Raw genomic sequence first — 12,209 nt, forward strand, 5'->3', positions numbered from 1 at the left:
TGAATGGAGCTATAGCGATCTATCCTACGACGATATTAACCAGTTTGCCCGGTACGGCAACGACTTTGCGAATCGTCTTCCCAGCCACGGCCTGCTGCACGCTCGGCAGGCTTAAGCTATGTTCCTGCATCGCTGCCTGATCCAAGTCCTTGGAAATTTTCGTGCGTTCGACGATTTTACCATTCACCTGCACCACGATTTCCACCTCGGCTTCAACGGTCCAAGCCTCGTCGTACGCTGGCCATGATTCATACGTAATCGTACCGGTATGGCCCAGCCGTTCCCAGAGTTCTTCCGCCAAATGCGGAGCCAGCGGGGACAGCAGCTGTACGAAGTTTTCCGCCGCCGCTTTCGGCACGGCATCTGTTTTGTAGGCCTCGTTGACGAAGATCATCAACTGACTGATCGCCGTGTTGAAACGCAGGTTCTCAAAATCCTCCGTCACTTTCTTGATCGTCTTGTGCCAGGTACGTTTAAATTCGTCGCTGCCCCCGTCCGTCGTAATTTTCGAATTCAGGCTGCCGTCCTCGGCGACGAACAGACGCCAAACACGGGACAAGAAGCGGTGAATGCCATCCACGCCGCTAGCGTTCCAAGGCTTGGTCGCTTCCAGCGGCCCCATGAACATTTCATAGACGCGCAGCGTGTCCGCTCCGTATTCGCCCACAATCTCGTCCGGATTGATGACGTTGCCGCGGGATTTACTCATTTTCTCGTTATTGGTGCCGAGAATCATCCCTTGGTTCACCAGCTTATGGAACGGTTCCTTGGTCGAGACGACGCCTAGATCGTACAGGACTTTGTGCCAGAACCGAGCGTAGAGCAGGTGAAGCACCGCATGCTCGGCCCCACCGATATACAGGTCGACCGGAAGCCATTCCTCCTGCTTCTCTTTCGAGCACAGCTCGTTGTCATTATGCGGATCGATATAGCGCAGGTAATACCAGCAGCTGCCGGCCCATTGCGGCATCGTGTTGGTCTCGCGGCGAGCCGGTTTACCGGTTTCCGGATCAACCGTGTTAACCCAGTCGGTGACGTTCGCGAGCGGCGACTCTCCAGTACCCGACGGTTTGATGGCGTCGACATCCGGCAGGACAAGCGGGAGCTGATCCTCCGGTACCGGCTTCATCGTGCCGTCCTCCAGATGCAGGATCGGGATCGGCTCCCCCCAATACCGCTGGCGGCTGAACAACCAGTCGCGCAATCGGTAAGTCACTTTGCCGCGGCCTTTGCCGTTCTCTTCGAGCCAGGTAATCATTTTCTTGATCCCTTCCTCTTTCCCCAGCCCGTTCAGGAAGCCGGAGTTCACATGTTCTCCTTCTCCCGTATAAGCTTCCTTCGCCAGATCGCCGCCCGCGACCACCTCAATGATCGGCAGATCAAATTGCTTGGCGAATTCGTAATCGCGCTCGTCATGCCCCGGTACTGCCATGATGGCACCCGTACCGTAACCTGCGAGCACGTAGTCGGCAATCCAGATCGGCAGCTTCGCGCCGTTCGCCGGATTGATCGCATAAGCGCCGGTGAATACCCCAGTTTTCTCCTTCGCCAAATCGGTGCGCTCCAAGTCGCTCTTGCGCGCTGCTTGGTCTTGGTAAGCCTGCACCGCTTCGCGCTGGGCATCCGTCGTGATGGTTTGGACCAATTCATGCTCCGGCGCTAACACCGCATAGGTGGCTCCAAACAGCGTGTCCGGGCGCGTCGTGAAGACCGTCAGAGAGTCATTCCGGCCTTCAATCTCGAATACGACCTCAGCCCCTTCGGATTTCCCGATCCAGTTGCGCTGCATATCCTTGATGCTTTCCGACCAGTCCAGCTCCTCAAGGTCTTCAAGCAGCCGCTCGGCGAATTCGGTAATCTTCAGCACCCATTGGCGCATCGGTTTGCGAATAACCGGATGACCGCCGCGCTCGCTCTTGCCGTCAATGACCTCTTCGTTCGCCAAGACCGTTCCCAGTGCCGGGCACCAGTTCACCGGAACTTCGGCTACATAGGCCAACCCTTTCTTATACAGCTGGATAAAAATCCATTGCGTCCATTTGTAATAATCCGGATCGGTCGTGCTGATCTCGCGGTCCCAATCGTAGGAGAAACCCAGCGACTTGATTTGGCGCCGGAAATTGTTGATATTCTTAACCGTAATGTCCCGCGGATGCTCGCCTGTATCAAGCGCATGTTGCTCCGCCGGCAGTCCGAAGGCATCCCAGCCCATCGGATGGAGTACGTTGTAACCGCGCATCCGTTTGAAGCGGGAGACGATATCCGTGGCCGTGTAACCTTCCGGATGGCCGACGTGAAGACCGGCCCCCGATGGATAAGGGAACATGTCAAGCGCATAAAACTTCGGTTTGCCCGACTCTTCCCGCGTTTTGAAAGTGTGATGCTGATCCCAGTAAGCCTGCCATTTCGGTTCGATGGCCTGGGCTCGGTAAACGTCATGGGGCACGTTGTGGTCCGCCATAATTCAAAATCCTCCTTGAAATACCAAATTAAGATGTGGGCCAAAAGTTGACTTTTTGAACTACCTTTAACAAAAAAACCTCCCGACCCGTAGCGTATAATCGCTAGGGACGAGAGGAAGTTTCCCGTGGTACCACCCTAGTTAGCATCGGACATGCTTTGTCCTAGCTCCCTTTGGACCCTTAACGCGGGCAAAACGATGATGATTTGCGCATCATAACTCCAAGGCGAGTTCGTCTGCATTCCCCAACCGGCTTGCACCAAACGCCGGCTCTCTGGATGGCGGAATTCAAATTACTATTCCTCTTCAAAGTTCCACAATATAGAATTGGATTATCAATCATTATATAAAATAATGCCACGGATCGTCAATGTCGGAACGATTGCCCTTCGTTCGCAATTTTTTCACCCGTAACCCTCTTTACAGTTTCGCTCAAGAGAGTATAATTTATTAATGTTTCCCCCATAAAAATAAGTACTACAACTGACGAGACGTGGCTCAGCTTGGTAGAGCGCTTGCTTCGGGAGCAAGAGGTCGCAGGTTCAAATCCTGTCGTCTCGATTCTTATTTTACGGTTTTGAATCAATAGACAACACCTATTGGATATTTAATCCAGAAGGGAGTTGTTTTTTTGTTGTTAAAATTATCTTTATTAAGAACTTCATCGGTGAACCAATCGCTGCTGTTTTTTCAACACGTCTTGCCCTCTCTTCATATCAGTCTATGAAAGAGGCGGGAAGAGTGCCCTAAAGTAAGGACGGAAGCCGCGTTGTCCACGTAGCTTCCGTCCCAATCCTCCGGACGACTAACTCAAGTAACGATTTCGGATAACCCCCATGTGATGAAGCTCGTGTCCTGCAATGCCGTAAGCGAGCGCACGCGCCGTAATGCTTACGTTGTTGGCTGTGCCCTTGCGGGACCATGCCTCCGTCGGTAACCCTCGCAGCAGTGTGATCGTCGATTGCCGTACGGCCCGGTAGTCTTCGGCCAATTGCGCCGTTGTCCAGCTTCCGAAAGGAGGAATGAACAATTCCTGATCGAAACCGGGCAGCGGCGTCTGATCCCCTCTTGCAAATTGGAGCAGGCGGTAGGTCATGACGCGTTCACTGTCTGCGATGTGGCCCACGACTTCTTTCAGCATCCATTTCCCCTCCGCATACCGATAGACGCTCTGGCTTTCGGTCAACGATGACAGTAGCTCAGTCATTTGCTTTTCCTGAGCGAGCAGAATGTCAATGATGTTGCCTTCCGGCACCAACCGGATATACGCGCCGGCGTCACCGGCGTATTCTTCTTCTGATGGTCTTTGGTTCATGCATAATCACCTTTCTATGAAGATATAGACATGTCTATTGAATTCGCGAAAGAATAGAACTTTCCTTCCAAAAATTGAGATTATGCAACTACTTTGTTGGTCGGCTGCCACGCTAAACTGCCCGTTCGTATAACACCCGCCGTCAGTCTAATGTAGTGTAGTGCTTAGGAAAATTTAATTGAGCCCATCACCCTCATTTGGATGCTTTTTATCCGCAAATTTTATAGATAATGGGCTTCTTTGTTTATCTATACAAAAAACCTGTCGTTTCGACAGGTTGAATAATCATCAAATGTGCAGCGCCAAAAACATGGAGCGCCTCATTTCTCAATCGTCTTATTCCGCAGATATGAGCCATGCTCCTGAGTCCACGTCCACATCGCCTCAAAAATCGGTTGCAGCGCCTTCCCGCTCTCGGTAAGGTCATATTCGACATGTAGCGGTATGCCTGGGTAAAGAGTACGCGTGACGATTCCTTTTTCCTCTAACAGTCGCAAGCGATCTGTCAAAGTTTTCGGACTAATCGGTTGCAGTTTACGACGTAACTCGCCAAAACGTCGATTCCCGTTGAACAGTTCGAATAAGAGAAGAAGCATCCACTTGCCATCCAAGATTTCTAAGATAGGCTCAACAGTACCAGGGCATGATCGATCCATCACGTTTACCACTCCATAGTTCATTTTTTGAAACTATTGCACTTAAATGTAACTACTTTTCAAATGTAACACAGATCAATTAAGATGTGAAGCAAGGGCGGGAAAACATGTTGGGCATTTCGTTAGGAAGGAGGATCAACTTGATTAGACCCTGCAGAGACCCGTTCACCGACCGGTGGCTACCTTACCGTGGGTGTCAGCCGCTATCCGAACATGATCGAAACGAATATGAGGAGGAGTAAGACAATGAAAACCATTCTATGGGGAACCTTAACCGCCAATGGAAATTATGCACAATCCGGCCCCGAAAATCCGCCGAGAAAAGAAGCGTTGGACGACTTCTTTACACACGCCAAAGCTGCAGGAAATTTCATTGTCGGGCGTCGGACCTTCGAAGGAATGCGTGGCAGCGGTGGACCAGGGCCTTTTGCCGATATCGATATCGTTGTTGTTTCTAAGAGCGCCACGGAAATACCGGGCGTAAAGGTTGTGAGATCGCCAGAGGAAGCCTTGGATTACCTGCAGGAAAGGGGCCATCAGACCGCTCTTATTAGCGGCGGAGCTGATGTCCACAATTCATTCCTGGGGCAAGGACTTGTAGACGAAGTGATTTTCAATGTAGCACCCATATTGGAAGGCAGAGGGTTAAATCTCTTAATCGACAAAGACAACTATCGATTTAAGCAAGTGCAACTATTAGACTGCAGGCCTCTCGGCAGCGGCGTCGTTCAACTGCGCTATGCGATTAATCGAACTTTAGGAGGATAGCCAAGAATATCAAGAACATCGTTTGGATGCCTTCTATAAACTGAAACCCAACTTAGACTCTCCGCCGCGTCTTGAACCGAAGGGGATTCCCTTTGACAATCAAAAGTATTCGATTATCGTAACCAGCGAGATAAAACAGGTTTTGAATAACAAAAAGACATTGGATAAAGCGCTGATTTCCATTCAGACGCAAGTTCAAGCCAGCCTGGATCAAGTGATGAAGAAACAAACAAAGAAATAATATACTGGCTGCTTGCACACAAACAAACTCGCGGCGATGAGGCCGCGAGTTTGTTTTGCTTTTCGGGTCGAGCTGGCCCTTAATAGATCGTGGGTATCATACCTCCGTCCATGCGAACCGGAGAGCCTCTGAATGCCGAGGCATAAGGGCTGCATAAGAACACGGCTAACCGCCCGATTTCAAACGGTCGGATAAACCGCTGCAACTCGGAATGCGCCAGGTTTGCGGCCATGAATTTTTTCTCCTTGTCTGCAAAAGCCAGGTCTTCCGGATATATCTGTTCGATGATCTGCTGTACCTTTTCGGATAGCGTCGGTCCCGGCAGGATGGTATTCGAGGTGACCTCCGTTCCTGCCGTCCGTTTGGAGAGGCTTTTGGAAAGCGATAATAACATGGATTTGGTCATCGCATACTGAGGCATTTGCCCCGATGGCATCACCGCTTCCTCGCTGGCCATGAACAGGATTCGGCCAAAGTTATTTTTCAACATCTTGGGCAAGTAGAATTTCGTCAACGCGTTCGCGGCAAGGACGTTGGTTCGAAAGTAAGTATCCCATACCTCCTCGTTCACGTCTTCATAGGCCATGATTTCATAGATCCCCATATTGTTAATCAATAGATCAACCTCAGGATACCGCTCAAACAAGGCGTCCCGTTGCTGCGGGTCCACCAAATCGGCTTGCGCGTTCTGCGGCGAAGTTGCCGGGAACTCCAGCTTCAACTCCTGCACGGTGCGTTCGACTTCTTCCGGATCCCGGCCATTGACCAGCACCTGAACGCCCTCCCGCGCAAGTTCGAAAGCGATGGCTCTCCCTATCCCTTTGGTTGATCCGGTGACTAATGCCGTTTTGTTCCCTAATCCCATATCCATAGATGTATGTCTCCTTTAGCTGTATTCGCGACAAGCCGGTTGGATGCTCGGAATGCAGCAATCCGGCGTCTGGATACAGCTTATGTTACAGGGTTAGGCTTGTTCGGTAACTAGCGTACCGCGACAAAATTCTTGGATTCGGCGCCACTTGTCATGACGATCTGCCCCCCAATTGGGCGGAACGCCAATTCGAAGGCGTATCCCCTTCCCAGAGGCGGAAAGCCCGGTAAAACGAATTCTGGTCCTCAAATCCGACCAAAAAAGCGACCTCTTTGATATTCAGCTCGGGATTCGCCAAGTATTCTCGGGCTTGTTCGTGCCTAGCATGATTCAGCATCTGTTTGAATGTTGTGCCTTCGTCTGCCAATCGACGTTGCAAGGTGCGATCGCTCATGCCCAACTTCCTTGCCACAACATGAATGTCCAAGCGTCCTTCGCCCAAATCTCGCTTGAGCGTCCGACGAACTGCCTCAGAAATCGAACGCGAGCGTTTCTCATCTAATGACTGATCCAATATAGGGGTCAGAATCTCCAGCAATTCTTGGTTATGCGAAACAAACGGCCGGTCTAAATCCCTCCGATTCAGCGTCAGCCGGTTTCGGGTGGAACCGACGGTGACCCGGCAACCGAAATAATCTTCCAATATACTTACGTTGTCCACCGATCCGGAAAATTCCACGGAACGGGCGTTGATAGGCTGTCCGGTTCCCCGACGTCCAAGCTCAAGGAGAAAGGCCAGCGTCGTTCCGATCAGGACGGAAGGGCTGGTTGGCTCACTTGGCCCACCGCTTAGCTCTAATGTAATGTACGCCCCCTCCTCTTCGTTGATCAACAAGTTTTCCGGAGGACACATGGGTTTGTACCGCGCCATTCCATACAACGCCTCACGATAAGTACGGGCATGGTATGTCGCTAAAACAGTTGGCGGATAGTGATCCGAATCAAATGTGGCCGCAAGCTTAACTATCCCTTTGGCTGAATCGCCCATGAGGTCGGCATAAGTCTGCCATATCCGAACATATTGTGCCGTGGTGACGAAGACCGGGGCCGTCATCCGGGATAACGTCAGTTGCGCTCGGCTGGCCACCACATGAGGGTCGATTCCCAATAACTGAAAACTCGCCCATAAACCTGGCGGGATGGTGATGCGGTCGGTATTCATCGGTTATCGCTCCCCTTCTATCTGCTTCCCTATCGTTCAAGGTTATGTTCAGTAGTATATAACAAGAAAGCAGCCTCCGGGGAGGCTGCTTCTATTCGTTACGATATTTTAAGCTCCACCTTCGCTTGGAGACGTCCCCGCTCCTGAATCGGAAGCGGCAATCCCAGCTTCTGCAATTCGGCGTAGATCCAATCCGAATGATAAGCATAAACGATTTCGATGTTACGACGCAGCTCTTCACTATGGTAACCCGCCGTCGGCTCTTCAACCCGTTCGTTATCGCTGTCAGCCAGCAGCAGTCGATGCTCGTTAATCAATTGCTGAAGGATGACTAGATGCTCATAGATATGCCGATAAGATTCAATCTCCTCGGCGATTTGATCCATCGATTCACTCAGGTCTCGCGTCAAATGGAACTCTTCTTTGCACAGCTGATAATATTTCACTAAGCAGTCCAGCTCTGCACGAAAGCTCTTTAGATCGACGGTTTCCCGGCAGGTTGCAATCTGCCCGAACAAATCGGCCATCCGTTTGGCGACGGCTTTACGCGCTTTTTCCAGATCAGCTTCATGTTTAGGCGGAAAGACCACCAAATTGACAATGACGGCAACGGCAATCCCGATCAGCGTGTCCGTGATCCGGTTAATGCCATAGAATATGGGACTTTCTCCTGGCTGGAGATTGAGCATGATGGCTAAAAATACGATACAACCGATGGATATCGATTTATTCCATTTTAACAGATTGCAAATATAAATCACGACGATGACCCCAATTGCGCAATATACCGCGTTTCCTGGTTCGATCATGGCGAAACCCGCACCAACGATTGCCCCAACGAATGTACCCATCGTCCGGTGTTTCCCGGCCGTAAACGAGTTGGTGACCGAATTTTCCATTGAGATTATCGTTGCGATCGCGGCGTAAAAAGGATACTCCAGGCGCATTAACGCGGCAATGATCACGCACAAACAGATGGCTAGGCCCGTCTTGAGATTGCGCAAACCGATCGTCCATTTCAAACGAATCAACCCCTCATTAAATTCAGAACCTGAACTCAGAACCGTATTATATAAGATGGGTTCATCCGGCCTCAACCAAATATGTAACAAAGGGCGATCGTTTTCGGGGAATTTCGGTTATCTTTCATGAAATATTCAAATAATTTCAAAGAACTTACAGGAGCGTCATGATCTCGGCTCCAAAATAAGGGGTTGAAGGAAAATCTGCCGAACCAGTTGGAGAAACCAAAATCTGGACAAACTGCTACTGAGGTGATTAAATTGCTGATCAATATCATCGCCGGATTCCTGGTTCCCTGGATTGCCGGCGCTTTTCTGATCTATCGGGACAAAAAAGCGATGCTGCTTGCCTTTCCTTCGGGCGGGTTCATGTCGCTGCTGTTCAACGACTTCGGCGTTTATACCAAGTGGTGGCAGTTACATCCGGATCACATGGAGTCCGTAACCACCATTCCGTTTAACCTTGGGATCTATCCGATCGTGGCGGGCTGGATGCTCCACTTCATATTTACTACCCGGTTCCGGTTCAATGCCGCCCTGATGATTGCGGCTTTTGCCGCCTTATTGACCGGTGCCGAATTCGTTTACGTCTGCCTGGACAAGATCCAATACGGAAACGGATGGAATATCGGCTGGACCTACTTGTCCTATATCCTGGCATTAGGGGCCGTATACGGATATTCCCGTTTGCATGCGCGATTATTCGTTTCCCGAAACGGGCAACAGGAACCTTCCGGTCCTTAACAAAAAAAGCATGAATGCCTATTTATCCATCATCAGATTCATGACATCGCGCCGCATACTTAACGGGGCTTCCCGGGTGGGACGGCCCACCCGGACGAGCATCTGAATCGAGCCGCCGCCGGGGGCATAATCGCGATGGATGCCGTCGTACTCAGCCTTCATTTCCGGGTACTCTTCCAAGGCTTGGCTTAACGGCTGGACGGCCAGGCCCAAGCGATGGGCTTCCAGGATCAATCGACTGTATGCCATACCGCTTAGAACTTGGGCGGATCGGGTATTCTCGGATGCGACGATCATAGCGTAAACCGAGGTATGATCTACCGAAGTTTGAGTTGACTTGACGAAGGTATCGGCTGCAGCTTGGCCTACGTTGAGGGACGGAAATAACGTAACCATCCCTTGCATCAAATGTCGCATGAGGCCCTGAGTTCCTTGTCCCTCGACGGAAAATCCGTAACGGTATTCATTTTTCTCGCGTTCGTTGGCTCGAAAAATCAGCTCCGTTTCCTTCATCACCCGTCTTACGCTCGCCTCGATCTTAGCGGCTCGAATCGCGTACTCGCCAAGCTTCTGAACGTTATCCTCATCCTGGTACACCGTAACCTGCACCCCGTAACCGTCACCGATTCCTTCAAGCGTTGCCTTGGCTTCGGAGGAAAGCTTGCCCGGTTCGTAGGCTCCCCGGTTCGTATCCGGCGAATACAGAAACGGATATAGCGGCTCGGTTCGCGGTTCGGCTTGCGTCAAAGTTATGCGCGCCACCGGTTTCTTCTCCATGCTGGCCGTCAAATGCCGCTCGTCGTATTCTCCTTCCGGGAACAGCCGAATCTCCACATCATACCCCTCCTGCTGTCCGGCAATGCGCACGTACTCCAGAAACGTCCCCTGGGTCACCATCATCTGCCGAGATAATGGATCCACCTCGGGGGTTAGGCGTGTTGAATCGGCATACAAATCCAATACGTTCGAATCCGCAGGGTCAAGCCGAACTTTCCATGGCTGCATGTTATGCCCGCTTGCCGCGAGCAGACCGCGCGCAACCAAGGAAATCCGCGGATCGTCTGCCTGTTGCGCGTATTCGGGTTGCCAAGGTTCAAGATATTTCGGTGATGCCCCAATCCCGCTGATCAGAAGCAGCGCAATAAACGCCACAACGATGAAAATGCCGATGCCCGCTACGACCATCTTCACTCGACCTCTCCCTATTCTCAGCCTCATCGGTCACTCTCACCTTGACCGGAGCGAATCGAACGAATCAGCAGATGATAAGCCTCCGCCACCAAATCCTCCGACGTCGTATTATAGTAGTTACGAATATAGTTTCCTTTCTTACCCGCAGTATTAAATACGCCAACGGTGCAGGCCCATAGAACGAGCGCGGTTTTCTCCGGATGGATATCGGATCGCACGGAGCCTTCCGCCATTCCTTTGTTCAAAATTCCGATCAAACGGCCCATGACCTGTTCGCCGAGCTCGTAACACGCTTCCCGGGACGGGTCCGGAACGTCATTCTTAAAATCAAGCTCTCCGTTCTCGTATTCCATGATCGCGCGAAAATAGTCGGGATGCGTGAGGCTGAACCGTTGTAATGTCAAGGCCATCTGCTTGAGTTCTCCAATGGCATCGGTACGGTCTTTTTTCTCCGTGTCGTCTCTCAACATTTGGAGCAGTTGTTTATACCCTCGGGTCATGATTTCGAAATAGAGCTGTTCCTTACTGCTAAAGTAGATATATAGCGTCCTTTTGCTGAATTCTGCCGCTCTCGCGACATCATCCATCGTTGCTAGATCGTACCCTTTTGCAAAAAACACCTTTTCCGCCGCCTCGATCATTTCCTGCCTGCGCAACTCGCGGGCTTTCTCTTTGCGCTCCTGGCTCCCCAATGGAATCCCTCCACAAATTGCACTATAGTGCAACAAAGTATACTATAAGTTTACTTTTAATTATAGTTTCCTTTCATTTCCTGTCAACCCTAGTTCATCGGTACCCGAGGGGGCCTGGGCATCCATGCAAACAGCCCCCATCAAGAGATGGGGGCCGTGATCCTTGCTAGGAGTTATCCACGGAACATGGCAACGATCCATTCCAACAGCGGTTTCCACATCTTCGGATATTCCTGGGCGATCAATGACCTCACCTGATCGGTGTGAATGCTGGCAAAGTCATCGTTTTGGATGGCCAGCGTATACGCTCCACTGACAGCATCTCCGATGGCTATATGCCCGCTGGCATACCCCCCGATGGCAATCCGGGAGGCGATGGCCAGACCGCCAAAAGCATAAACACCGATAGACAAGCCGCCTAAGGCCAGTACGCCGATCGCGACCCCGCCGGCAGCGACAAAACCGGCTGCAAACCCACCAGCTGCCAGGAGTATGGCCAACGCTAGCGCGCCAAGACTGATCAGTCCCGCCGACACCACACCAAGGCATAGACCGCCAAGCGCGAGAAGACCTAGCGAAACAGTACCGATGGCAATATTACCGATCGCAATGACACCCTTCGCTACATACATGCCGCGTCCTACATTAATGTGAATGAGCGGCACACCATACCAGGTCGTTTTACTTTTGTATTCATAATGAACTCGATAGCGAGTAGTTTGAACATTTGACCCCAAGGGCAGCTCCTGTTGTTCCGATTGTACACCCCGGACCAAATGATCCATGCTCACCTGAAACAACTCGCATAAGGCAATCAATTTATCCGTTTCCGGGTACGATTGACCCGACTCCCACTTCGAAACGGCTTGCCGCGATACTCCGATCGCTTCGGCCAAATTTTCCTGGGACATCCCTTTTTGCTTCCGATAGTTCTGCAGCTTCTCTGCAAAATCCATGTTCATCACCTCGCCTCCATCATATCCGCTCCAGCATCCCCGAACTATCAAGCGAAGCTGGCAATCTGTCAACCACCGGTTGCGATTGCCGCATTAAAGGGTTATTGCTCGGGAAATGACCGCTATCCCC

11 protein-coding genes, 1 tRNA gene and 1 other annotated feature are annotated in these 12,209 nt (G+C 51.2%); of the genes, 3 read left to right on the forward strand and 9 right to left on the reverse strand.

What is annotated here, in order from left to right:
* Nucleotides 1-19 precede the first annotated feature (19 nt).
* Complete coding sequence (gene leuS, locus MKZ15_RS16340) at nucleotides 20-2,461, reverse strand: leucine--tRNA ligase (protein WP_193416404.1); 2,442 nt, start codon at nucleotides 2,459-2,461, stop codon at nucleotides 20-22.
* Nucleotides 2,462-2,563: 102 nt separating this feature from the next.
* Nucleotides 2,564-2,780, reverse strand: a binding site (T-box leader).
* Between the two features lie 168 nt (nucleotides 2,781-2,948).
* On the opposite strand from leuS, the gene MKZ15_RS16345 reads away from it, so the two are divergent.
* Nucleotides 2,949-3,022 (forward strand) — tRNA-Pro (locus tag MKZ15_RS16345).
* Nucleotides 3,023-3,266: 244 nt separating this feature from the next.
* Here MKZ15_RS16345 and MKZ15_RS16350 read toward each other — a convergent pair.
* Together MKZ15_RS16350 and MKZ15_RS16355 are read right to left on the reverse strand one after the other, a co-directional pair.
* Nucleotides 3,267-3,776: a DinB family protein gene (locus MKZ15_RS16350; protein WP_193416405.1), complete on the reverse strand. Its 510-nt coding sequence runs from the start codon at nucleotides 3,774-3,776 to the stop codon at nucleotides 3,267-3,269.
* Between the two features lie 320 nt (nucleotides 3,777-4,096).
* Entirely contained in the window at nucleotides 4,097-4,435 is a 339-nt protein-coding gene (locus MKZ15_RS16355) for a helix-turn-helix domain-containing protein (protein ID WP_193416406.1), read from the reverse strand.
* Between the two features lie 243 nt (nucleotides 4,436-4,678).
* Here MKZ15_RS16355 and MKZ15_RS16360 point away from each other — a divergent pair, with 243 nt between their 5' ends.
* Nucleotides 4,679-5,200 carry a dihydrofolate reductase gene (locus MKZ15_RS16360; RefSeq protein WP_339816933.1) on the forward strand — a complete coding sequence of 174 codons (522 nt, stop codon included), beginning with the start codon at nucleotides 4,679-4,681 and terminating at the stop codon, nucleotides 5,198-5,200.
* A gap of 320 nt (nucleotides 5,201-5,520) precedes the next feature.
* On the opposite strand, the gene MKZ15_RS16365 is transcribed toward MKZ15_RS16360, so the two are convergent.
* The 3 genes from MKZ15_RS16365 to MKZ15_RS16375 form a co-directional block, all read right to left on the reverse strand.
* On the reverse strand, nucleotides 5,521-6,312 hold the full coding sequence (locus MKZ15_RS16365) for an SDR family NAD(P)-dependent oxidoreductase (RefSeq protein ID WP_193416407.1): 792 nt from the start codon (nucleotides 6,310-6,312) through the stop codon (nucleotides 5,521-5,523).
* Between the two features lie 151 nt (nucleotides 6,313-6,463).
* Nucleotides 6,464-7,474: a helix-turn-helix domain-containing protein gene (locus MKZ15_RS16370; RefSeq protein ID WP_339816935.1), complete on the reverse strand. Its 1,011-nt coding sequence runs from the start codon at nucleotides 7,472-7,474 to the stop codon at nucleotides 6,464-6,466.
* A 98-nt stretch (nucleotides 7,475-7,572) separates the two neighbouring features.
* Entirely contained in the window at nucleotides 7,573-8,496 is a 924-nt protein-coding gene (locus MKZ15_RS16375) for an aromatic acid exporter family protein (RefSeq protein WP_155605636.1), read from the reverse strand.
* A gap of 192 nt (nucleotides 8,497-8,688) precedes the next feature.
* Here MKZ15_RS16375 and MKZ15_RS16380 point away from each other — a divergent pair, with 192 nt between their 5' ends.
* On the forward strand, nucleotides 8,689-9,240 hold the full coding sequence (locus MKZ15_RS16380) for a CBO0543 family protein (RefSeq protein WP_339816937.1): 552 nt from the start codon (nucleotides 8,689-8,691) through the stop codon (nucleotides 9,238-9,240).
* Nucleotides 9,241-9,258: 18 nt separating this feature from the next.
* Here the strand turns inward: MKZ15_RS16380 and MKZ15_RS16385 are convergent, their stop codons facing one another.
* The 3 genes from MKZ15_RS16385 to MKZ15_RS16395 form a co-directional block, all read right to left on the reverse strand.
* Nucleotides 9,259-10,425 carry a hypothetical protein gene (locus MKZ15_RS16385; protein ID WP_339822452.1) on the reverse strand — a complete coding sequence of 389 codons (1,167 nt, stop codon included), beginning with the start codon at nucleotides 10,423-10,425 and terminating at the stop codon, nucleotides 9,259-9,261.
* Nucleotides 10,426-10,454: 29 nt separating this feature from the next.
* Nucleotides 10,455-11,123 carry a TetR/AcrR family transcriptional regulator gene (locus tag MKZ15_RS16390; RefSeq protein ID WP_339816938.1) on the reverse strand — a complete coding sequence of 223 codons (669 nt, stop codon included), beginning with the start codon at nucleotides 11,121-11,123 and terminating at the stop codon, nucleotides 10,455-10,457.
* A 173-nt stretch (nucleotides 11,124-11,296) separates the two neighbouring features.
* Complete coding sequence (locus tag MKZ15_RS16395; RefSeq protein ID WP_339816940.1) at nucleotides 11,297-12,085, reverse strand: helix-turn-helix transcriptional regulator; 789 nt, start codon at nucleotides 12,083-12,085, stop codon at nucleotides 11,297-11,299.
* Nucleotides 12,086-12,209: the final 124 nt, after the last annotated feature.

Source organism: Paenibacillus sp. FSL R7-0216 (assembly GCF_037969915.1).
Classification (GTDB): domain Bacteria; phylum Bacillota; class Bacilli; order Paenibacillales; family Paenibacillaceae; genus Fontibacillus; species Fontibacillus rhizolycopersici.

Excerpts from the sequence above, each read along its gene's own strand:
- leuS (WP_193416404.1), bottom strand. The coding sequence starts at position 2,461 with ATGGCGGACCACAACGTGCCCCATGACGTTTACCGAGCCCAGGCCATC.
- MKZ15_RS16350 (WP_193416405.1), bottom strand. The coding sequence starts at position 3,776 with ATGAACCAAAGACCATCAGAAGAAGAATACGCCGGTGACGCCGGCGCG.
- MKZ15_RS16360 (WP_339816933.1), top strand. The coding sequence starts at position 4,679 with ATGAAAACCATTCTATGGGGAACCTTAACCGCCAATGGAAATTATGCA.
- MKZ15_RS16365 (WP_193416407.1), bottom strand. The coding sequence starts at position 6,312 with ATGGATATGGGATTAGGGAACAAAACGGCATTAGTCACCGGATCAACC.
- MKZ15_RS16370 (WP_339816935.1), bottom strand. The coding sequence starts at position 7,474 with ATGAATACCGACCGCATCACCATCCCGCCAGGTTTATGGGCGAGTTTT.
- MKZ15_RS16385 (WP_339822452.1), bottom strand. The coding sequence starts at position 10,425 with ATGGTCGTAGCGGGCATCGGCATTTTCATCGTTGTGGCGTTTATTGCG.
- MKZ15_RS16395 (WP_339816940.1), bottom strand. The coding sequence starts at position 12,085 with ATGAACATGGATTTTGCAGAGAAGCTGCAGAACTATCGGAAGCAAAAA.